At 62.0% G+C, this 21,797-nt stretch carries 20 protein-coding genes and 1 pseudogene; 11 read left to right on the top strand and 10 right to left on the bottom strand.

Annotated features, from left to right (window positions below):
• Nucleotides 1–229 precede the first annotated feature (229 nt).
• The 4 genes from C8D77_RS18395 (at nucleotide 230) to C8D77_RS18380 (ending at nucleotide 4,460) form a co-directional block, all read left to right on the top strand.
• Nucleotides 230–2,230: a long-chain fatty acid--CoA ligase gene (locus C8D77_RS18395; protein WP_109666173.1), complete on the top strand. Its 2,001-nt coding sequence runs from the start codon at nucleotides 230–232 to the stop codon at nucleotides 2,228–2,230.
• Nucleotides 2,230–2,946, top strand: a complete 717-nt coding sequence (locus C8D77_RS18390; RefSeq protein WP_245468921.1) for a class I SAM-dependent methyltransferase — start codon at nucleotides 2,230–2,232, stop codon at nucleotides 2,944–2,946. The genes C8D77_RS18395 and C8D77_RS18390 overlap by 1 nt, the downstream gene beginning before the upstream one ends.
• Nucleotides 2,947–3,351: 405 nt before the next feature.
• Complete coding sequence (locus C8D77_RS18385) at nucleotides 3,352–3,708, top strand: MarR family winged helix-turn-helix transcriptional regulator (protein WP_245468922.1); 357 nt, start codon at nucleotides 3,352–3,354, stop codon at nucleotides 3,706–3,708.
• Nucleotides 3,709–3,725: 17 nt separating this feature from the next.
• A complete protein-coding gene (locus C8D77_RS18380) occupies nucleotides 3,726–4,460 on the top strand; it encodes an NADPH-dependent F420 reductase (protein ID WP_109666168.1) in 735 nt (244 codons plus the stop codon).
• Nucleotides 4,461–4,635: 175 nt separating this feature from the next.
• Here the strand turns inward: C8D77_RS18380 and C8D77_RS18375 are convergent, their stop codons facing one another.
• Entirely contained in the window at nucleotides 4,636–4,971 is a 336-nt protein-coding gene (locus C8D77_RS18375) for a cupin domain-containing protein (protein WP_109666166.1), read from the bottom strand.
• Nucleotides 4,972–5,107: 136 nt separating this feature from the next.
• Nucleotides 5,108–5,734, bottom strand: a complete 627-nt coding sequence (locus C8D77_RS18370; protein WP_109666164.1) for a TetR/AcrR family transcriptional regulator — start codon at nucleotides 5,732–5,734, stop codon at nucleotides 5,108–5,110.
• A 127-nt stretch (nucleotides 5,735–5,861) separates the two neighbouring features.
• Here C8D77_RS18370 and C8D77_RS18365 point away from each other — a divergent pair, with 127 nt between their 5' ends.
• Nucleotides 5,862–6,740 carry an SDR family oxidoreductase gene (locus tag C8D77_RS18365; RefSeq protein WP_109666162.1) on the top strand — a complete coding sequence of 293 codons (879 nt, stop codon included), beginning with the start codon at nucleotides 5,862–5,864 and terminating at the stop codon, nucleotides 6,738–6,740.
• Nucleotides 6,737–6,894 (top strand): annotated as a pseudogene (locus tag C8D77_RS38360) (OsmC family protein); the annotation flags it as partial. The gene C8D77_RS18365 and the pseudogene C8D77_RS38360, both read left to right, overlap by 4 nt.
• A gap of 242 nt (nucleotides 6,895–7,136) precedes the next feature.
• On the opposite strand, the gene C8D77_RS18355 reads toward C8D77_RS38360, so the two are convergent.
• Together C8D77_RS18355 and pgi are read right to left on the bottom strand one after the other, a co-directional pair.
• Nucleotides 7,137–7,859, bottom strand: a complete 723-nt coding sequence (locus tag C8D77_RS18355; RefSeq protein ID WP_109666160.1) for an HAD family hydrolase — start codon at nucleotides 7,857–7,859, stop codon at nucleotides 7,137–7,139.
• A 5-nt stretch (nucleotides 7,860–7,864) separates the two neighbouring features.
• The gene (gene pgi / locus C8D77_RS18350; RefSeq protein ID WP_425453741.1) at nucleotides 7,865–9,514 is read right to left on the bottom strand and encodes a glucose-6-phosphate isomerase; all 1,650 of its coding nucleotides are present in this window, start codon (nucleotides 9,512–9,514) and stop codon (nucleotides 7,865–7,867) included.
• Nucleotides 9,515–9,832: 318 nt separating this feature from the next.
• Between pgi and pdxR the strand changes: the two genes are divergently transcribed.
• Together pdxR and C8D77_RS18340 are read left to right on the top strand one after the other, a co-directional pair.
• Complete coding sequence (gene pdxR, locus C8D77_RS18345; protein ID WP_109666156.1) at nucleotides 9,833–11,326, top strand: MocR-like pyridoxine biosynthesis transcription factor PdxR; 1,494 nt, start codon at nucleotides 9,833–9,835, stop codon at nucleotides 11,324–11,326.
• A 191-nt stretch (nucleotides 11,327–11,517) separates the two neighbouring features.
• Nucleotides 11,518–13,104: a trimethylamine methyltransferase family protein gene (locus C8D77_RS18340; RefSeq protein ID WP_109666155.1), complete on the top strand. Its 1,587-nt coding sequence runs from the start codon at nucleotides 11,518–11,520 to the stop codon at nucleotides 13,102–13,104.
• An 18-nt stretch (nucleotides 13,105–13,122) separates the two neighbouring features.
• Here the strand turns inward: C8D77_RS18340 and C8D77_RS18335 are convergent, their stop codons facing one another.
• The 5 genes from C8D77_RS18335 to C8D77_RS18315 all read right to left on the bottom strand — a co-directional run bounded on the left by C8D77_RS18335 (nucleotide 13,123) and on the right by C8D77_RS18315 (nucleotide 18,240).
• Nucleotides 13,123–13,521: a hypothetical protein gene (locus tag C8D77_RS18335; protein ID WP_109666153.1), complete on the bottom strand. Its 399-nt coding sequence runs from the start codon at nucleotides 13,519–13,521 to the stop codon at nucleotides 13,123–13,125.
• 80 nt (nucleotides 13,522–13,601) lie between these two features.
• Nucleotides 13,602–13,985: a VOC family protein gene (locus C8D77_RS18330; protein ID WP_109666151.1), complete on the bottom strand. Its 384-nt coding sequence runs from the start codon at nucleotides 13,983–13,985 to the stop codon at nucleotides 13,602–13,604.
• 30 nt (nucleotides 13,986–14,015) lie between these two features.
• Entirely contained in the window at nucleotides 14,016–15,389 is a 1,374-nt protein-coding gene (chrA, locus tag C8D77_RS18325) for a chromate efflux transporter (protein WP_109666149.1), read from the bottom strand.
• Nucleotides 15,386–16,201 carry a chromate resistance protein ChrB domain-containing protein gene (locus tag C8D77_RS18320; protein ID WP_109666148.1) on the bottom strand — a complete coding sequence of 272 codons (816 nt, stop codon included), beginning with the start codon at nucleotides 16,199–16,201 and terminating at the stop codon, nucleotides 15,386–15,388. The genes chrA and C8D77_RS18320 overlap by 4 nt, the downstream gene beginning before the upstream one ends.
• Nucleotides 16,202–16,434: 233 nt before the next feature.
• The gene (locus C8D77_RS18315; protein ID WP_109666146.1) at nucleotides 16,435–18,240 is read right to left on the bottom strand and encodes an IlvD/Edd family dehydratase; all 1,806 of its coding nucleotides are present in this window, start codon (nucleotides 18,238–18,240) and stop codon (nucleotides 16,435–16,437) included.
• 146 nt (nucleotides 18,241–18,386) lie between these two features.
• Between C8D77_RS18315 and C8D77_RS18310 the strand changes: the two genes are divergently transcribed.
• Complete coding sequence (locus C8D77_RS18310; RefSeq protein WP_109666144.1) at nucleotides 18,387–18,839, top strand: SRPBCC family protein; 453 nt, start codon at nucleotides 18,387–18,389, stop codon at nucleotides 18,837–18,839.
• A 33-nt stretch (nucleotides 18,840–18,872) separates the two neighbouring features.
• Here the strand turns inward: C8D77_RS18310 and C8D77_RS18305 are convergent, their stop codons facing one another.
• Nucleotides 18,873–20,042: an Mrp/NBP35 family ATP-binding protein gene (locus C8D77_RS18305; protein ID WP_109666142.1), complete on the bottom strand. Its 1,170-nt coding sequence runs from the start codon at nucleotides 20,040–20,042 to the stop codon at nucleotides 18,873–18,875.
• A 252-nt stretch (nucleotides 20,043–20,294) separates the two neighbouring features.
• On the opposite strand from C8D77_RS18305, the gene C8D77_RS18300 reads away from it, so the two are divergent.
• A complete protein-coding gene (locus C8D77_RS18300; protein ID WP_109666744.1) occupies nucleotides 20,295–20,672 on the top strand; it encodes a VOC family protein in 378 nt (125 codons plus the stop codon).
• Between the two features lie 139 nt (nucleotides 20,673–20,811).
• A complete protein-coding gene (locus tag C8D77_RS18295) occupies nucleotides 20,812–21,711 on the top strand; it encodes a LysR family transcriptional regulator (protein WP_109666141.1) in 900 nt (299 codons plus the stop codon).
• Nucleotides 21,712–21,797: the final 86 nt, after the last annotated feature.

The raw sequence follows: 21,797 nt of genomic DNA, 5'->3' as shown, positions 1-21,797 counted from the left end.
GAGCAGCCGAGGATGCACCGGGACACAGGCCGGGACACAGGGGAGAGTGTCGACCGCTGGAAAGATTTTGGACGGCAAATCTTTCGCCGCCTTGCCGCAAGGGCAAGACTTGCACGGTCACCAATGGAGGCAATACATAGATGATATAGCGGCAGCAGCGGAGGACGTCTCTGTCAATTCAGGGGCGAGCGCAACGCAGACGAACAAGAATTGTCGAGGGAGGTAACGGGTGGCAAAAGCATCAAGGACGACGGCGCCGGCGAAAGCGGGGGCCAAGGCGGCTCCAAAGGCAGCCGGCAAGGTCAAGCCGAAAGCGCCAGTTGCCGAAGCTGCCGCGACCAAGCTGAAGGCGGCCAGCGTGCCAGCAAAGGCAAGCGCAAAGCCGGCGGCCAAAGCCCCGGCCAAGACTGCTGCCGGAAAGACAGCGTCCGCGGCAAAGCCCGCCGCCGTCAAGCCGGCGGCGAAGGCGGTAGCGGCGACAAAGGCTCCACCGGCAGCCAAGCCTGCCGAGGCTGCCGCGAAGCGATTGCCGAAAGCACTGACGGCGCTGGCCGCGGGACTGCCGGAAAAGCCGTGGCTCAAGAGCTATCCGAAAAACGTGGCGGCCGAAATTGGTCCCTTGCCCTACAGCTCGATCGGCGATTTCCTGGTTGGCGCCTGCAAGCAATTTTCCGCGCAACCAGCCTTTACCTGCATGGACAAGTCCATCAGCTACACCGATGTCGAGCGGCTGTCGGCGGCCTTCGGCGCCTACCTGCAATCGAAAGGCCTTCAGAACGGTGCGCGCGTCGCGCTGATGATGCCGAATGTGCTGCAATATCCGGTAGCCATGATGGCCGTCTTGCGCGCCGGCTATGTCGTGGTGAACATCAATCCGCTCTACACGCCGCGCGAGCTCGAACATCAGCTGAAGGACTCCGGTGCGCAAGCCATCGTCATCCTGGAGAACTTTGCCAATACCTTGCAGGCGGTGATCGCCAGGACGGCGGTCAAGCATGTGGTGGTCGCCGCGATGGGCGACATGCTCGGCGGCCTGAAAGGCACCATCGTCAATTTCGTCGTGCGCCGCGTGAAGAAGATGGTGCCGGCCTGGTTTCTGCCCGGCCATGTCAAGTTCAACGCGGCCTTGAAGGCCGGCGCCGGCGCGACTTTCAAGCCGGCCAAGGTGGCAGCCGACGATGTCGCCTTCCTGCAATACACAGGCGGCACCACGGGCGTCTCGAAGGGTGCCACGCTGCTGCACAGCAACGTGCTCGCCAATGTCGTGCAGAACGCGCAGTGGATGGAGGACGCCTATACGATCAAGCCGAAACCGGCGCACCCCAACTTCATCTGCGCACTGCCGCTCTATCATATCTTCGCGCTGACGGTGAACGCGCTGATGGGCATGCAGCAGGGCGCCCGCAATGTGCTCATTCCCAACCCGCGCGACATTCCCGGCTTCGTCAAGGAACTGCAGAAATATCCGGTACACATCTTTCCGGGCCTCAACACGCTGTTCAACGCGTTGCTCAACAATGAGGATTTCCGCAAGCTCGACTTCAAGCCGCTGGTGCTGACGCTGGGCGGCGGCATGGCAGTGCAGAGAGGCGTCGCCGAACGTTGGAAGGCGCTGACCGGCTGTCCGGTCACCGAAGGCTATGGCCTCTCGGAAACCTCGCCGGTGGCCACCGCCAACAAATTCAGCGCCGGCGACTTCACCGGCACGATCGGCCTGCCGCTGCCCTCGACGGAGATCGCCATCCGCGACGATGACGGCAACAACCTGCCACTCGGCGAGGTCGGCGAAATCTGCATCCGGGGACCGCAAGTGATGGCGGGCTACTGGAACCGGCCTGATGAGACCGCCAAGGTGATGACCAAGGACGGCTACTTCAAATCCGGCGACATGGGCTTCATGGACGAGCGCGGCTACACCAAGATCGTCGACCGCAAGAAGGACATGATCCTGGTCTCGGGCTTCAACGTCTATCCGAACGAACTCGAGGAAGTCGTGGCGATGCATCCGGGCGTGCTCGAAGTGGCGGCGATCGGCGTGCCGGATGAGCATTCGGGCGAGGTGCCGAAACTGTTCGTCGTCAAGAAGGATCCCGCGCTCACCGCAGAGGCGCTCACCGCTTTTTGCCGCGAGAACCTGACTGGCTACAAGCGGCCCAAATACATCGAATTCCGCACCGAACTGCCGAAGACACCGGTCGGCAAGATCCTGCGGCGAGCGCTGCGCGAATAGTGGATGACGATCTTGCCGACAACGACGCACCGGATCGGTGCTCGCGCCTCGACCCGGCGACGTTCATCAAGGCGAACATGCGCCTTGTCCCTGTGCCTGCGCTCCCAGAAATCCAGTTTTACACGGCTCACCCCGGCAGCGGATTGAGGCGGCTCGTCGAGCCCGAAGACGATGCGGAAGACGTGCCGGAGCCACAACCGCCCTACTGGGCCTATATATGGGCCGGCGGCGCCGTGCTCGCGCGCTATGTCCTCGACCATCCGATGACCGTGGCGGGTCGCCGCGTGCTCGACCTCGGTGCCGGTTCCGGCCTTGTCGGCATCGCCGCCGCGAAAGCTGGGGCACGCGAAGTAATCGCCGCCGAGATCGACCGCAACGGCGTAGCCGCGATCGGCCTCAATGCCGCAGCCAACGGCGTCGAGATCATCATTGTCGACAAGGACATCACCACGGGTCGTCCGCCGGCCGTCGACCTCGTGCTTGCAGGGGACGTGTTCTACGGCCGCGAGGTCGCTCTGCGCGTCATCCCGTTCCTCGATCGCTGCCTGGCAGCCGGCATCGAAGTGCTGGTCGGCGATCCCCGCCGCACCGACCTGCCGCTGTCGCGGCTACGGTTACTCGCCGAATACCGGGTGCCGGATTTCGGCGATGCGAAGGGTGCCGCGACCAAGCCGAGCGGTGTGTTTTCCTTTGAGGCGGAAGACCGCTGGCGCTGAGATCAAAACCCAGTCACTCGGAATGACCGGATTCGACCTCCATCTTTGCCGCAACGACGTTGCTGGCCGTTACCTGAAAGCAGACATTCGACTGCGGCATCGCGTTGGCCGTTTTGCGCCTGATTCCCGCCGTTTGGGCTTGAAGTAGGAAACGGCTCCGACGCGGCTGGCCCGCCCTCGGAACGGGACCTGCTCGACTTGGCGAGAAGCTGCCATAGCAGCGTCGAACCTGGGAGGTTGCAATTCTCCAGAAGGATAATTATCTAGCGCGCTAGATACTAGCTCACCAGTGAACTCTAATTTGTCTCTTTAGGTTACGGTATGGCACCTAAAAAAAGCCCATCACAACAGGTTCGGATGCAAATCTCGTTCGCCCTCTACGGGGCGGCGGGTCGGATGGCACGCATGCACAAGCCGTTCCTCGATCCGCTGAGCCTGACCTTTCCCCAGTATCTTGTGATGCTGGAGCTCTATACGTCCGCGCCTCGGACCGTCGGTGATCTTGGAAACGCTTTGGGCATGGACACCGGCACGATCACGCCATTGCTCAAGCGGCTCGAGACCTGCGGGATGGTGACGCGAATGCGCGATCCTGAGGACGAACGCCGGGTCCTTGTCGATCTCACGCCTGCCGCTCGCAGCATCCAGGACGCGGTTTGGAGCATCTCCGGCAAGATAAAGAGTGCCTGTCAAATGTCCGAGGACGAGATCATGGCGCTGCGAGACACTCTTCATCACTTCGCTCACCCTGCCAAAATTTGAAAACCAAAGGATATGAAATGAAAATCGGAATCATTGGGGCCGGCAACATCGGCTCGCTGGTCGCAAAGAAGCTGGACGCCGCCGGCCACCAGGTGAAACTGGCCAACTCGCGTGGCCCCGAAAGTCTGGCGGACACAGTTGCTGGCACCGGCATCCAGGCCGTTGAGAGAGAGGCGGCAGTGCTAGATGCCGATGTGGTCATCCTCTCAGTGCCCTTTGCCAAGAACCCAGACCTGGCAACGGTTCTTGCCGGCGCCCCTGCTGGTGCAATCGTGGTAGACACATCCAACTACTATCCAGCCCGTGACACCAAAATCTCCGAGGTGGATAGCGGCAAGCCGGAGACCGTTTGGGCCAGCGCGCAAGTCGGACGTCCCCTTGTTAAGGCTTGGAACGCCTTGCTCTCGCTAACCTTAGCCGAGGCCGGCTTGGAGGCCGGTGTTCCAGGTCGCATTGCGATCCCGATCTCGGGTGACGACGCCGCAGCCAAAGCACTTGTCTCCGATCTCGTCAGCGTCACCGGCTTCGATACGGTGGATGCGGGCACTCTCGAAGAGTCCTGGCGACTGCAGCCGGGCACTCCTGCCTATTGCACTGAGTTGACCGCCGACGAACTCAAGGCTGCGCTCACCGCCGCTGACAGGAAACGCGCTCCATTGAACCGCGACGCTATCATGGCGTCGTTCTCCAAGCCGGATGTAGAGTTCACCCGAACTGGCGCAGTCGCAACCAATCGGTCTTTGTCTGCTTGATGTAGATTGCGGCCGCCCGCTATAAAGCGGGCGGCACGCTACCTTCGCCAGTTACTGGGGCGCCACTTTACACTGGGCCACCGCCACGGACCCTCGCACTCCATATGCTCTGAAAATTTCTGGAAGGAATGAACCTTACGGGAAACCGTGGCCCCTGGCGTCATTGACCGTCTCGCTAATCCACGTGTTGATATTGCTCGAATTTCCAGTCCGGCCTTGTGACAGTTAGGTAGGTAAGCGCGCCGGTTTCAATGTAGTGGGCAATGCCTGCTTCAACGACCACGACGTCTTTCTCACCCACGTCGTACTCCTTATCGCCAACGATAAATTTGGCCGTTCCTTTAACAATGAAATATATCTCGTTGGTTTCCTTATTTAGGTGCTGACCTGTTAGCGGGCTTCTCATCGTCAGTGTCTGATATGAAATTCCTACCTCGCTGTTTAGGAAATATTTCCATATCGTGCCCTCTAAAGTATTTATTTCTCTCGATTTGTTAGCTGGAATATGCATCGATTGTCCTCATTGATCGTACTTAGTTTTTCTTCATCGAGTTGCGGCGAATTTGCTCTATTCGCCGCCGAATTCTCGCGCTCGGCCTGTGGCCACGTTTTTCGTCTGATCTGACCACTAGGCGCCGCAGGCACAGTCAGCCGCGCTGAACCGCAGCCTCGAGCAGCACCTTGGCCGCATCGCGCGTTGCAAGCGGTTCAACGCCCCCCCGCATGGCTTGCGCGTTCACGAGCGAGCCCTGGATGAGTGCGAGAATCTGAACGACCACGCTCTCTTGATTTTTCAACTTCAAGGGCTGGACGAGCGACGCGACAAACTTACGTAGGTCATGGAAGTAAGCTGCGAGCGTTGCCTGCACCTCTGGCGTTTCCGCGTCCGGTCCGAACTCGGCCAGCCCGCGAACGAAAGGACAGCCGCGAAAAGTAGGCGCTTGAAAGGACGCGTTCAGTGCGTCGAAAATGGCCAGCACGCGATCCAGCGGTGCCGGTCCAGCTTGTTCAGTCGCAGTCGCCAGCATGTCGAACCACAGCGCGCTTTTATGGCGCAGATAGGTAGCTGCAAGATTGGCCTTCGAGGGGAAGTGCTTATAGAACGTCATCTTTGCGACGCCGCTCTCGGCGATGATGCGATCGATTCCCACGGTATGGATGCTGTTCCGATAAAATAGCTCGGACGCTGTTTTCAGAATTCGCTGTCGCGGAGCCAGGGCGTCCAGCGACCGCGATTCCAGGTCGAGGTACTCACTCACATCCAAAGTTTTCATTCTCGCCTGCCGGTGCGCGTTCGGTGTAGAAACAGAATAGTCTGTCTATTTTCCCATTGCAAGATACATACAGGTCTGTATATATCTCGCTTGCCCCGTTAGGTGGGCAAGCGAGAGGATCGAGAAAATGAGCAGTAAGGTTGCAGTTGTTACCGGGGCGAGCAGCGGTTTTGGAAAGCTCACCGCCTTGGAGCTCGCCAGGCGCGGTCACGTGGTGGTCGCGACCATGCGCGACATCGAAGGCAAAAACAGCCAAATCGGCAGCGAGCTAATCGACGCTGCAAAAACCGGAGGGCATCTCCTGCAGGTCATTGAGATGGATGTAACGGACGAAGCGTCGGTCAACGCTGCGATCGATCGGGTGGTCAAGCAACACGGCAGAATCGATGCGCTCGTCAACAACGCAGGCACGATGTTCGTCGGCGTGACCGAAGCCTACACGGTGGCAGACATCGAGCAGCAATTTGCCGTGAATTTTTTTGGGGCTGTAAGGGCCGATCGCGCCGTACTACCACATATGCGTGCAGCGGGTAGCGGCGTCCTCATCCATGTGACCTCGTTGATGGGGCGCGTCATCGTTCCGTTCTTTGGTGTTTATTCCGCCAGCAAGTTTGCGCTTGAAGCGCTAGCCGAGGCGTATCGATATGAACTGTCCAGCTTCGGGGTTGACTCAGTGATCGTGGAACCGGGGCCATTTCCGAGCAATCTGCTTCCATCCAGCCCAGCGCCCTCCGACGAACAGGTATTGGCGACATATGGCGCTGTTGCGTCGGTCCCAGGCCAAATCAAAAACAACTCCGACCAGGCACTTGATCCTGCGAATCCACCCCGCCCTCAGTTGGTGGCTGACGCCATCGCACGGCTAGTCGAGGCTACGGAACGGCGCCCATTGCGCACCGTCGTCATGCCAGAGGGCATGGACTTCGGGGTGGAGGGACTGAATCAGGCCGTCGCTCCCATTCAAAACAACCTGCTGACTGCGCTCGGAATGTCGAACATGATCTGACAGCGGGTACGGCCAATGGCGGTCGTAGTGGCGCATCCGAAGCGAAGATGGCCTCCTGGATCGTGCACCGGCCGTGCCCACCGTTGTGGGCGGAAAGGGCGGCGCGACAAATCCGGAGCAGTTGTTTGCTAACGGCTATGCCGCCTGCTTTGAGGAATGTGGTTACAGACACGCCCTCTGACCGAATGTTAGCAACGCGCTCCATTTTTGCCACGCGGGTAGTGCCCCCAAGTGGCAGCCTACAACCTCAAACGACGGCTTTCGGCCCATGGCAGACATAGAAGCGAGCGACTGCATGTCTGCTTTCCTGAGCTGCTTCCCCGAAATCTGCCCGCTTTCCACCCGATCTCAGCCGTTGGCGGGAAAGTCCAAGTTGATTTTGCCCCGGCGTTGGAGTCAGATCGTCTCCTTGACCCGCGCCGAGAGAAAGTCAGGCAGATCGGCAACCGAATCGAGAACGACGTCGGCAATGCCGGACAGCGATTCGCGTGTGCCGGTGCCGGAGAGCACGCCGACCGCCAGCCCGCAGCCGCCGGCGCGCGCCATTTCGAGGTCATGCCTGTTATCGCCGACCATGGCGATCTCCGCCGGCCTTAGGCCGGTGAGATCGCTGAAGGCCAGGATGGTGTCGGGCGCCGGCTTCGGATTGGCCACCGCGTCGTAGCCATAGGCCGCGTCGAACAATTGGGCGACGCCAAGCGTGACCAGCGTCTTTTCCGCACCGCTGGTCGAATCGTTGGTGGCAACGCCAAGCCGGTAGGACTTCCTGTGCAGTGCCGTCAGCGTGTCGACGATGCCCGGCAGCGCCACCGCCATTGCCGAGCCCTGCATCGAGGTGATCTCGTTGAAGCGGGCAACCGCAAGCATCTGGTCCTCGTTGGACAGGCGCGGGAACCACAATTCGACGACGTCGAGATTGGTGCCCGACGCAAAGATCGAGTCCGGCTTGAAGCGCTTGTTGGTGAAATCGAAACCGGCAGCGGCCAGCAGCCTGTCGGCTTTCCAGCGATCGCCTTCCGACGCATCCATGGCCATGAAGTCGGCAATGCCGAGCCAGGTCGCGTTGAAGTCGACAAGCGTTCCATCCTTGTCGAACAATATTCCCTTGATGTCTGCCAAACTTTTCACTCCGAGCCACGCAAATGGTGGATGAATCCCACAAGGCCAGCGGTCGATGCGTCTCGCTTCGCGGCACTTTCCTTGCCCTCCACGACAGGCAAAAGGCCGGTGGCCAGTTCCTTGCCAAGCTCGACGCCCCACTGGTCGAAGGAGTTGATGTTGAACAGCGTACCCTCGACGAAGACGCGGTGCTCGTAGAGCGCGATCAGCCGGCCGAAGGTGCGCGGGTCGAGTTTGCGGTAGAGGATGGTCACCGAGGGCCGGTTGCCGGAGAAGACGCGGTGCGGGGCTATCTTGTCGACCTCGGCCGGCTTCATGCCCTTGGCCAGCATCTGGGCGCGGGCCTCCTCAAGCGTGCGGCCCTTCATCAGCGCTTCCGACTGCGCCAGGCAGTTGGCGAGCAGCAGATCATGCTGATGCTTGAGATCGGGCTCGTGGCCGATGGCCGCGGCGAGGAACTCGACCGGGATGAAATCGGTGCCCTGATGCAGCAGCTGGAAGAAGGCATGCTGGCCGTTGGTGCCGGGCTCGCCCCAGACCAGCGGTCCGGTCGGCGTCGCCGCAGCCGTGCCTTCGAGGGTGACGCTCTTGCCGTTCGATTCCATGTCGAGCTGCTGCAGATAGGCAGGCAGCCTGGACAGGCGCTGGTCATAAGGGATGACGGCGCGAGCCGGGTAGCCGCAGATCACGCGATGCCACCAGCCGACCAGCCCCAGCAGCGCCGGCAGGTTCTCCTGCACGGGCGCGATGCGGAAATGCTCGTCCATCTCATGCGCGCCATCGAGAAAGGCACGAAAATTCCTCGGGCCGACAGCGATCATCACCGGCAGGCCGATGGCGCCCCAGAGCGAATAGCGGCCGCCGACCCAGTCCCAGAAGCCGAAGACGCGATCCGGCGCGATGCCGAACTTGGCCACCAGGTCGAGCGCGGTCGAGACAGCGGCGAAATGCTTGCCGACCGCTTCCTTGCCGAGCGCCTTCTGCACCCAGTCGCGCGCCGTCTGGGCATTGGTCATCGTCTCGACGGTGGTGAAGGTCTTGGAGGCGATGATGAAAAGCGTGGTTTCGGCGGACAGCCCCTTCAGCGTGTCGTGGATATGGGCGCCGTCGATGTTGGAGACGTAATGCGCGCGCGGCCCGTCATGATAGGGCGCCAGCGCCAGCGTCGCCATGGCCGGGCCGAGATCGGAGCCGCCGATGCCGATGTTGACGATGTCCGTGATCTTCTTGCCGGTGGCGCCGGCCGCCTTGCCCGAACGCACGGCATCGGCAAAGGCGCCCATGGCGTCGAGCACGGCGATGACATCCGCCTTGACGTCCTGGCCATCGACAATGACGCCCTTGCCGGTCAGGTTGCGCAGCGCCGTGTGCAGCACGGCGCGGTCCTCGGTGACATTGATCTTCTTGCCGGCAAACATCGCGGCGCGGCGGCCTTCGAGATCGGCCGCCTTGGCGAGCTTTTCCAGCAGGTCCATGGTGGTTACGTCGACCGCGCATTTCGACCAGTCGAGCAGAAGGTCGCCATCGGTGGCGGAGAAGGTCTCGAAGCGCTTGGGGTCGGCGGCGAAAGCCTGGCGCATGCTGGCGGGCGCCGCGGCGCGATGATCGCGCAACGCGGCGAGCTGTTTTTGAAAGGACGATTGATCCACTGCCAAACTCCGAAACCTAAGAGCCATCATTACGAACCGGATGTTTCCGGCGCGTGTCGTCGCGACAATCTATTGAGCCGAATTCCACTCGTTTCAATGCGCAGCGATGACGCAGACGTCACGCAGCGATGACGCACGGAGTCATCGCCGGGATGACGCGCCGCGTCACCCTGGCATGCCGCAGCGCAGCATCAAAATGGCGTGAAGGATCACTGGCATAAATCCCAACGATCAGAAAAATTGATTGGCGCAACCCCTTGTGCCACGGTTACGTTCGGCTGGTCCAGCCAAGCAAAAAAGGCTGGCCATCGAGGAACATCTTCCATGCCACAGCGAAACGATACGGCGATATGGTCCGGCCTGTTCCGGATTTCGGCTGAATCCGGCCAGACCCTGCAGGCGCAAATCCGCCAAGCCATCGTGGCCGCCATTCTCGACCGCCAGATCGCCGCTTCGATGCCGCTTCCTTCCTGCCGGATCCTGGCCGAAAAACTCGGCGTTGCGCGCGGAACCGTCGTGCTGGCCTTCCAGCAGCTCGTCGACCAGGGCTTCCTGGTGGCACGCGAGCGGCGTGGCCATTTCGTCAATCCCGATGTGCTGGCGACGCCGGCCAAGCCGCACCAGAAGGCACCCGACCAGGCCAATGAGATCGACTGGAAGGCACGCCGCAAAATCGCCGCCAGCGACATGCCGCCGCCGGCAAAGCATGAGAACTGGATCAAGTCGTCCTACCCCTTCGTCTACGGCCAGTTCGATCCGGCGCTGTTCCCGACTGCCGAGTGGCGCGAGTGCAACCGCATGGCGCTTGCCGTGCTCGAGATCCGCAACTGGGCGTCCGACATGGTCGACCGCGACGATCCGCTGCTGATCGAGCAGATCCAGGCGCGGCTCCTGCCGCGGCGCGGCATCTTCGCCAATCCCGACGAGATCATCGTCACGCTGGGCGCCCAGAACGCGCTCTATATGCTGGCGACGCTGCTGATGGCCAAGGGCTCGAAGGTGGCGATGGAGGACCCCGGCTACCCCGACGCCCGTTCGATCTTCCGCCTTGCGGGGGCCGAGATACAGCCGGTGCCGGTCGACCAGTCCGGCATCGTAACCGCTTCTATTGCCAATGATTCCGGTTTCGTCTTCGTCACGCCCAGCCACCATTGCCCAACCATGGTGCCACTGTCGGCGGAACGGCGGCAGGATCTTCTGGCGCGAGCCAACCGCTACAACCAGATCATCATCGAGGACGGCTATGACAGCCAGCTTCTCGACGAAGCACCGCAGCAGGCGTTGAAGAGCCTCGATCGTTCCGGCCGCGTCGTCTATGTCGGCTCGATGTCGAAGACGCTGGCTCCCGGCCTGCGGCTCGGCTATATCGTCGCTTCGGCTGGCCTGATCTCCGAACTCAGGGCACTGCGCCGCTTCATGCTGCGTCATCCGCCGGCCAACAACCAGCGCGCCGTCGCGCTGTTCCTGTCGCTTGGCCATCACGAGGCACTGGTGCGGCGGCTGTCGTCGGCCTTCGACGAGCGGCGCAAGCGGCTGGTCCATGCGATTTCCGCCTTTCTGCCGGAGTGGCGTTCGACCGATTCGGCCGGCGGCACATCGCTGTGGCTCGAGGGACCGCGCGGCACCGATGCGCGCGGGTTGGCCGAGGCAGCAGCCTCGCGCAGCGTCATCATCGAACCGGGTGACCGTTTCTTCGATCGCACTGAAAAACCTTCGCGTTTCATGCGGCTGGGCATCTCGTCGATCGCGCTGCAGCACATCGAGCCAGGCATCCGCGAACTGGCCACCGCCGCCGGACGCAGGCCCGCGGCCGCCTGATCCATCACCTGACCCTTGGACGGAGCCGCGCAAGCGTGGCTCCGTCCTTTAGCCCTCTGGCATATGTAACCGGACCGGCTGGCCCATAGGCTGTGCCAATGCCGGCGGCATAGTCGGGAGCATAAGGGGAAGAAGCAGCCGATGGTGGACCAACCGCCGCGCCCTGCTTCTCAGAAAGGTGGAGTGTCTCCATGTCAGTTCTTGAAAAGCAGGAAGCGGCGGCGGATCAACGTTCGCGCCGCTCCGGCGGGCGCGAAGCGCGTCGCGCTATGCGGGCAGCTCCGTTGGCCGACGACATCAAGCCGGTGCGCGCCGGCCTCGAAGGCGGCAGCTATGGACCGCTGACCCGGAACGACCAGGAACGCATCCACGAAGCGGTGCTGACGCTCTTGGAAACGGTTGGTTTCGCCAATGCCATTCCCTCCTGCATCGAAGCCTTGACCGAGGCCGGTGCCAGCTATGGCGACGATGGCCGCATCCGTTTCCCCCGCGCGCTCGTGCTCGACACGATCAAGAAAGCGGCACGGCATTTCACCCTGCATGGCCAGGACCCCAAGCACGACATGCTGATCAAGGGCAAGCGCGTGCATTACGGCACGGCGGGCGCCGCCGTGCATCTGGTCGATGTCGAGAAGCGCGAATACCGCGAATCGCTGCTGCAGGACATCTATGACGCCGCCCGCCTCGTCGAAGGGCTCGACAACATCCATTTCTTCCAGCGGCCGATGGTGCCGCGCGACATTCCCGATCCGCTCGAAATGGACTTCAACACGCTCTATGCCTGCGTGATGGGCACGTCCAAGCATGTCGGCACCTCGTTTACGGTACGCGAGAACGTGCAGCCGGCCCTCGAAATGCTCTATGCCATTGCCGGCGGCGAGGAGAATTTCCGCGCCCGGCCGTTCGTGTCGAATTCCAACTGCTTCGTCGTGCCGCCGATGAAGTTCGCCGAGGACGCCTGCGGCGTGCTCGAGGCCTGTGTCGAGGGCGGTATTCCGATCCTCCTGCTCTCGGCTGGTCAGGCAGGCGCCACGGCGCCGGCGGCGATTGCCGGTGCCGTGGTTCAAGCGGTGGCCGAAGTGCTGGCCGGTCTCGTCTACGTCAACGCCATCAAGCCGGGGCATCCGGCGATCTTCGGCACCTGGCCTTTCGTTTCGGATCTGCGCACCGGCGCCATGTCCGGCGGTTCGGCCGAGCAGGCGGTGCTGACAGCAGCCTGCGCGCAGATGGCGCAATTCTACGACCTGCCGGGCGGCTCGGCCGCGGGCATGACGGATTCGAAACTGCCCGACATCCAGTCCGGCTATGAAAAGGGCATCACCGATGTGATGGCCGGCCTTGCCGGGCTCAACCTGGTCTATGAGTCGGCCGGCATGCACGCCTCGCTGCTTGGCTTCTGCCTGGAAAGCCTGATCATCGACAATGACATGATCGGCCACTGCCTGCGCTGCGTGCGCGGCATCGAGGTGACGGACGAGGCGCTGTCGATCGACACGATCGCCGACGTCTGCCTGAAAGGTCCGGGTCACTATCTCGGTAACGAACAGACGCTGCGGCTGATGCAGACCGAGTATTTCTATCCGGCTGTCGGCGATCGCTTTTCGCCCAAGGAATGGAACGAGAAGGGTCGGCCAGACATCTTGCAGCGAGCGATCATCGAGAAGAAGCGCGTGCTTGCCGAGCGCTTTCCGCGCCATGTGCCGAAGCTGATCGACGACAAACTGCGCGCCCGCTTTGGCGAGATGATCAAGCTGCCGCGCGGCAGCATGGGCGGGTAAGAACGCACGCCGGAACAGTTAGTCGGCGCTCAGCCCGTAGCGCTCCACGACCTCGGCATTGATCAGTTTGGCGTGCAGCGCCATCAGCACGATTTGCGCATCGAAGCTGTCGCCGGCCTGCACTGCGGCCTCGACCCGACGTTCCACCTCTTGCCGCTGCTGCAAGCCATGTGAGCTTTCGAAGGTTTCAGGCCCGGCAACGCAATAGCTGAACAGCCGCGCCACTTCTGCATAGGCCTGGCTGGGCGGCTCGTCGGGCCAGTGATCCTTCATCAAATTGACGATGGTGAGTTTTACCCCCTCCGGCACGAGGGCGGGATGAAGGTCGGCGCCACGCAATGCGGCATCAAGCTGTCTCAAGTCGCCCGAACGGCCGAACATTCCGAGGAAGCCGAGGGAAGAGCGCCGTCCCGCCATGATGTTCCTTGCGTTCGACCCAATTGGTGCATATCGCTCAAAAGCGGCACCGGTTTCGGGGCCACGACATGCAATAAGACCTATCTGCGCGCCGGCTCGAACAACTCCACCAGATTGCCGGAAGGATCCTGCAACAGGATCTGGCTGCCGCCCATGCCCTTGACGATATCGTTCCTGAAACTTTGACCCGCATGCCTCAGGGCGGCAACGAGAGCTTCCAGATCTTCGACCTCGATCTGGATGCGGTTCCAGCCGCCGGGCTCAGGCAGGCTCCCATCGGGCATGGGTTGCGATGCGCCGCCCGGTCCCCCCGCCGCGTTGAGCAAAAGCCGCAGATTGCCCTTCGCCAGCATGGCAAAGGACGGCGCCGGATGCAGCGCGACGGCAAAGCCGAGATGTTCGCCGTAGAAAGCTATGGCCTCGTCGACGTCATTCACGATGTAGCGGACACTTACAGTTTCCATTGTCTCCTCCCGTACTGTCCCACGCCAATACTAACTTACCGCCAACAGCAAGACACCGGCCAGGGCGGATGCGGCAAGCGTCGGCAGCATGCCGATTTTCAGCTTCAGGATGGCGATCATGGCGGCGCCGGAAAGCAACGCCGCGCGCCAGTCGATCGACGAAAACACCGGCACGTTCATGCCGAGGCCTAGGTTGCGGACCTCGTGGAAAATGACATGCAAGGCGAACCACAAAGCGAGATTCATGATGACGCCGACAACGGCGGCGGTGATCGCGCCCAGTGCGGCCGACAATGCCTTGTTGCCGCGCAGGGCCTCGATATAGGGCGCGCCGAGGAATATCCAGAAAAAGCAGGGCGTGAAGGTCACCCACAGAGTGAGCAACGCCCCCAGCGATCCGGCAAGCAACGGGTCCAACGACCCGGCGTGGCGGAACGCGGCGATGAAGCCGACGAACTGCAGCACCAGGATGAGCGGACCTGGCGTCGTTTCGGCAAGCCCAAGACCATCGACCATTTCGCCAGGCGCCAGCCAGCCGAAGGACTGGACGGCCGCCTGTGCGACATAGGCGAGGACCGCATAGGCGCCACCGAAAGTGACGACTGCCATGAGACTGAAGAACCGCCCTATCTCGGTCCAGACGCTTGCAGAACCGGTGAACCACCAGATCGCGAGCACAGGCCCGAGCCAGAGCGGCAGCCAGATGGCGACGGTGCGCGGTGCATGCCATTTCGTCGGTTTGACATGGGCCAGCTCGCCGCGCTCGAACATCAGGTCGACCGCTCCCTTGATACCGGCAACATCGTCCTTGCCATGTGCCGAGCCGGAAAACAGGCCGGGAGCAACGCGGTCTCCCAGCCATCCGGTCAGGCCGGCGAGCAGAACGATGAGCGGGAACGGCACATTCAACGCATAGATGGCGATGAACGCTCCGACCGCGATCGACACCATGACCCGGTTCTTGAGGGCGCGCCGTCCGATCCGGATCACCGCCTCGATGACAATGGCAAGCACCGCCGCCTTCACCCCGAAAAACAGCGCCGCGACGAGGGGCATGTCGCCATAGAGGACGTAGAAGCTGCTCAAGGCGAGCATGACGAGCGCGCCCGGTATGACGAACAGGATGCCGGCGACAAGGCCGCCAATCGTCCTGTGCAACAGCCAACCGATGTAGATGGCGAGTTGCTGGGCTTCCGGGCCAGGCAGCAGCATGCAGTAGTTCAGTGCATGCAGGAAACGCTGCTCACCGATCCAGCGCCGCTCCTCTACCAGTTCCTTGTGCATCAATGCGATCTGCCCGGCCGGCCCGCCGAAGCTGAGCAGTCCGATCTTCGCCCAGACCTTCATGGCTTCGGTGAAGGTCGGTACAGCCGGCACCTCGACGCTCGTCACCTTATCGCTCATGTCGGTTTACCCGCTGCCGGCCAATTGTGCGTTTCTTCCGTGGCGTCGCGACACCAGCGGAAGAACGCGTCGTAGAGCAGCATGCCTGCTTCCAGTTGTTCCAGATCGTCACGGAACATACGCGACAGACCAAGCGAGGCAGCCAGAAAGCCGGCCGCCTGGGGCACGAGGTCGAGGCTTGCGGTGTCGGCCGCGCGCACGATTGCGGCAAGGCGATCGAGCGCCTCGGATTCCAGCCCGAACTCCTCGACCATCGTGTCGAAGGTGCAGCGTTCGGCGCGATGGCTCCAAAACACATTGTCGATGTCGAACGGCACGGCCTGAAAGCGGTCGGCAACAGCCAATACTTCAGCGGGCTCGACAAACAGGAACACCGCGTCGGGGTCGAGGAAACGCCGGATCAGCCATGGGCAAGCGATGCGGTCGACCTTTGGGCGTGATCGCGTCACCCAGACGGTGGCGCCCTTGTCATTGCGTGGCGGCACCTTGGCGGTGCGGATCAAAAGGCCCCCGGCATCGCGCCAGGCCTCAAACCCTCCTTCAAGGGATTCGGCTGATATCCCCTCATGGCGCAGCCATGCGACGACGCCTTGCGAGAGCTTTTGCCCCTTCTGGCAGACGACGGCCACCGGCTTGCCGGCGAATGCGGCGGCCCAGGTCGAAACGGTCTTGAAATCGCGCCGGCACGAGGCCGGCAACAGGCGCGGGTCGGCGTCGAAATCGTCATCGATGCGAACATCGATAATGACAGGCGCGCCCGGCAGACCGATGAGCCGGGACAGTTGCGATACAGTGATAGTTGTTGACGGCATGGCGTCCACCTCCTGGAAGAGAAGCTTGGACGCGAACGTTGGGCTGACGCCTCACGGGGTCGTCGCGATGCACCCCTTGTCATGATCGTGGATTTGTTGGGCGCGCTTGTCAAGGATGACGAGCGTTCTCGACCTGCGACCGGACGCGCCGCGCTGAACGGAAAAACGGCTGGCGGCCTGATTGATCAAGCCGCCAGCCATCGATCCAGAATCAGTGGTTGTCCCCGGAGCAATCAGTGATTGTCCCTGGGGACACCGCTGGTGTGCGCGACATCCCGGTATTTCACCGCCGGTTTCAGCACCATTCCCTCTGAGAACTGCGCGACCATGCCGCGCTGGATCTCCTGCCAGGGCGTCTGGTGCTTGGGATAGTGATAGCCGCCATTGTTCTGCAGTTCGGCGCGGCGCCGGGTGATCTCGTCGTCGGTGACGAGGATATCGGCAGTGCCCTTGCGCAGGTCGATGCGGACGCGGTCGCCCGTCTTGAGCAGCGCCAGTCCGCCGCCGATCGCGGCTTCCGGCGAGGCGTTGAGGATCGACGGCGAGCCCGACGTGCCCGACTGGCGGCCGTCACCGATGCAGGCAAGCGCGTGGATACCTTTCTTGATGAGGTAGGCCGGCGGCTGCATGTTGACGACCTCGGCACCGCCGGGATAGCCGACCGGGCCAGCGCCGCGCATAAACAGGATCGTATGCTCGTCGATGCCTTGCGCCGGGTCGTCGATGCGAGCGTGGTAATCCTCCGGCCCATCGAAAACCATGGCGTTGCCTTCGAAAGCCTCTGGATCCTTGGGATTGGACAAATAGCGTTCGCGGAATTCCGGCGATATGCCGCTGGTCTTCATGATCGCCGAATCGAACAGATTGCCCCTGAGGTTGATGAAGCCTGCATTGGCCTTCAGCGGCTTGGCGACAGAGCGGATGACGTCGGGGTTTTCGTTGGCGACGCCCTCGCTATTCTCACCGATCGACTTGCCGTTGACGGTGCGTGCGCCGGGATGCGGCAACAGCCCGCCCTTCATCAGTTCGGCGATGACCGCCGGCACGCCGCCGGCATGATGGTAGTCCTCGCCGAGGTATTCGCCCGTCGGCTGCAAATTGACCAGCAGCGGCACATTGAGGCCGACCGTCTGCCAGTCGTCATTGTCGAGCTTGACTCCAAGGTGTCGGGCGATGGCGTTGAGATGGATAGGCGCGTTGGTCGAGCCGCCAATGGCCGAATTGACGACGATGGCGTTCTCGAAAGCCTCTCTCGTCATGATATCGGACGGCTTCAGATCCTCATGCACCATCTTGACGATGCGTTTTCCGGTCTCATAGGAAATCTGGCCGCGCTCGCGGTAGGGGGCGGGAATGGCGGCCGAGCCCGGCAACTGCATGCCAAGCGCCTCGGCCAGCGAGTTCATCGTGGTGGCGGTGCCCATGGTGTTGCAATAGCCGGTGGACGGCGCCGAGGACGCGACGATGTCCATGAACTCGTCGTAGCCGATCTCGCCGGCCGAAAGCCGCTGGCGCGATTCCCAGACGATGGTGCCGGAGCCGGTGCGCTTGCCCTTGTGCCAGCCATTGAGCATCGGGCCGACCGACAGGGCGATGGCCGGGATGTTGACCGTGGCCGCCGCCATCAGCAGCGCCGGCGTGGTCTTGTCGCAACCGATGGTCAACACGACGCCGTCGAGCGGATAGCCGTAGAGCACCTCGACCAGGCTGAGATAGGCAAGGTTGCGGTCGAGTGCTGCGGTCGGGCGCTTGCCGGTCTCCTGGATCGGATGGCAGGGGAATTCGAACGGAATGCCGCCCATCGAGACGATGCCTTCGCGCACGCGCTTGGCGAGTTCGATATGGTGACGGTTACACGGCGAAAGATCGGAGCCGGTCTGGGCGATGCCGATCAGCGGCTTGCCGGACATCAGTTCAGCGCGCGTCAGGCCGTAATTCAGGTAGCGCTCCAGATAGAGCGCCGTCATGCCCGGATTGTCGGGATTGTCGAACCACTCCTGCGAGCGAAATTTTTTCTTGGTGGTGGGGGCGCCTGCCATCGTGGTCTCCGTATTTGTAAGACAAATCGATATGGCAACGCGCGTAAGCAGGCAAGAGGGCGTGCGGTCGCAACCGGACTTTGGTGTGATAGACACGCACCCTGCCGTGCGTTAGGGCTTCAGGCAGTCTTGTCCGGGAGGTTTTCATGGCTTTGGTGATCGAAGGCGAGGAACGCATTGCCGCACCCCTGCAAAAAGTGTGGGAAGCGCTGAACGATCCCGAGGTCTTGAGGGCGACCATTCCCGGCTGCCAGAGCCTTGAGATGAAGTCGCCGACCGAAATGGCGGCGACCGTGGTGGTGAAGATCGGGCCGATCAAGGCGACGTTCAATGGCGAGGTGACGCTGAAGAATCTGAAGCCGCCGCACTCCTACACCATCCAGGGCGAAGGCAAGGGCGGCATTGCCGGCTTCGCCAAGGGCGGCGCCGACGTGACGCTGACCGAAGATGGACCGGATACCACGGTGTTGAAATACGCCGCCAAGGCCGATGTCGGCGGCAAGATCGCCCAGCTTGGCAGCCGGCTGATCGAATCGACCTCGAAGAAACTGGCCGGGCAGTTTTTTTCCAGCTTCGGCGAGAAGGTAGGCGCGGCCTAGGCTGCAGAGCGGCGGTGCCTACCGAACAAAAAGCTATTCGAACACAATGCTCGGCACCGCGGCGGCAGCCGCACCACGCTCTTCGTTGACCCGGTCCCAGACCTTCGAAGCGATGTCGCGGTAGATTTTCGCCTCGGCGCCGTCGGGCTTCGAGACGACAACCGGCGTGCCGGCGTCCGAGCTTTCGCGAATGCCCATCTCGAGCGGCACTTCGCCAAGGAAGGTGACGCCGAGACGCTCGGCCTCGCGGCGCGCGCCGCCATGACCGAAGATATCGTAGCGCTTGCCGGTATCCGGGGCGATGAAATAGCTCATGTTTTCGACGATGCCGAGCAACGGCACGTCGACCTTCTTGAACATGTTGAGGCCTTTTCGCGCGTCGATCAGGGCCAGATCCTGCGGCGTCGAGACGATGACGGCGCCAGCCAGCGGCACCTGCTGGGCCATGGTCAGCTGCGCGTCGCCGGTGCCGGGCGGCATGTCGACGACGAGCACGTCGAGCCGGCCCCACTCGACCTCGCGCAGCATCTGCGTCAGCGCCGACATCACCATCGGTCCGCGCCAGATCATCGGCGTTTCCTCATCGACGAGGAAGCCCATCGACATCACCTTCAGGCCGTAATTCTCCATCGGTTTCAGGATCTTGCCGTCGACGGTCTGCGGCCGGCCGTGGATGTTGAGCAGCCGTGGCATCGACGGACCGTAAATATCGGCATCGAGCACGCCGACGCGCAGGCCATTGGCGACGAGGCCAAGCGCGATGTTGACGGCGGTGGTCGACTTGCCGACGCCACCCTTGCCGGAGGCGACCGCGATGATTGCCTCGATGCCGGGCACGCCACGTTTGCCCGAGCTGTGTGAAGCGGGAGCATGGGGAGCGGCACGTGGCGCGGCCGCGGGCGGAGCGGGCCTGGGAGCGGGGCGCGACGGAACCGGCGCCTCCATGCCGCCGCCCTTCTTCTCGGCCGTCAGCGCGACGACGGCGCCGGCGACGCCGGGAATCGCCTTGACGACGCGTTCGGCGGCGGCACGCAGCGGTTCCATTTCCTGGGCACGGGCGGCGGGAACGGTAATCGAGAAGAAGACCTTCCCGTCAGCGATGAAAATCTCCGAAACCATGCCGAGGTCGACAATGTTGCCGGTGAAATCCGGCCCGTTGACCGTCTTCAGACGCTCGGTGACGATTTCCTTGGTGACGGACATGGCAGTTTTTCCTTACGCAGCTTGCGCCTGAGATAATGCAGTTTCCGGACAGAACCAAGCCGTGGAGCAATGGCTGCCTTGGCGTGCCCGGAAAAACGATGGGGTCCGTCGGATTTCATCAGCATCAAACGTCTTCCAGATGATCGAGTGCCGGTGCGGCCGTCAATCAGGCCAGCCGACAGTCGTCAAACAGTCGAAGAGACCTATTTCAATGACCAGCACGGGACCGACAATCAAGAGAAGGAGGCGACCATGCTCGCAAACAGCAACGCAACGGCCAATCTGGCGGTAAAGGACCTGGCAAGGGCCAAGGCTTTCTATGAGGGAACACTTGGCCTGAAACAGGTGCACGATGAGGGCGGCGAACTGATCGTGTACAAAAGCGGCGACACCACCCTCAACGTCTATCATTCCCAATTTGCCGGAACCAACAAGGCAACGGCGGTGACCTGGATGGTTGGCGACGAGATCGGCAACGTTGTCAAGGAACTGAAGTCGAAGGGCGTCACCTTCGAGCACTATGAGATGCCCGGCCTGACGCTGGAGGGCGACGTCCATGTCGGTTACGGCATGAAGGTCGCATGGTTCAAGGATCCCGACGGTAACATCCTGAACCTGGTGGACAAATAGGTTGTTTCGTATTTCGGGGAGGCGGCGCACGCATGATCTGTGCGGGCACTCCTCGCTTGTTTTCCTGGAACCGGTGACTCGCGCCAACCGTTTGTTTTACCGCATTTATGCGGGCGCCAAAATGCTCTAGCTTCCGTCCATGATCGACAAGCTGGAATTCTTCATCGCGCTGGCCAGGGAAGAGCATTTCGGCCGGGCGGCGGAAGTGTGCGGCGTCACCCAGCCGACGCTGTCGGCCGGAATCAAGCAGTTGGAGGGCCAGCTTGGTGTCATGCTGGTTCTGCGCGGCTCGCGCTTCCAGGGACTGACGCCGGAGGGCAAACAGGTGCTGGTGTGGGCGCGCCGCATCGTCGGCGACACCCGCACGATGCGCGAGGAAATGCGGGCGGCGCGCCACGGACTTTCCGGACGCATCCGCATCGCCGCCATTCCGACCGCACTGGCCATGGTCGCACGGCTGACGACACCGTTTCGGGCAAAACACCCGGGCGTCACCTTCTCGGTGCTGTCGCGCACGTCGATCGAGGTGCTGTCGCTGCTCGGCAATTTCGACATCGACGCCGGCATCACCTATCTCGACAACGAGCCGCTGGGGCGGGTGACCAGCGTGCCGCTCTATGACGAGCGCTATCAACTGATCACCGCGATGGGAAATCCCTATTCCGACCGCGACAAAGTGACATGGGCGGAGCTCTCAAGCCTGCCGCTGTGCCTTTTGACGCCGGACATGCAGAACCGCCGCATCATCGACCAGCATCTGGCCGAAGCCGGCGTGCAGGTGCGACCAACGCTGGAATCCAATTCGATGATCGTGCTGTTTTCCCACATCCGCACTGGCAAATGGTCGTCGATCATGCCGCTCAACCTCGCGGAAACATTCGGTTTTTCCGAGCCGATACGAGCCATTCCGATCGTCGAACCCGACGCCAGCCACACGGTCGGCCTGGTGGCGACACCGCGCGAACCGCACACGCCGCTGGTCTCGGCGCTGCTAGACGAGGCGATGGCGCTGGCGGACGATTTCCACGCCAACCGTTGAGTTAGATAAGGTTGGCTGATGACAGTCGATAGAAGACTTCTATCGTCCAACGAAACCGCTTTATTGATTTCGGAGGTTTTCTTCGA

It is taken from the genome of Mesorhizobium loti (assembly GCF_003148495.1).
GTDB lineage: Bacteria > Pseudomonadota > Alphaproteobacteria > Rhizobiales > Rhizobiaceae > Mesorhizobium > Mesorhizobium loti.
This window is presented reverse-complemented; position numbering and strand designations above follow the sequence as displayed.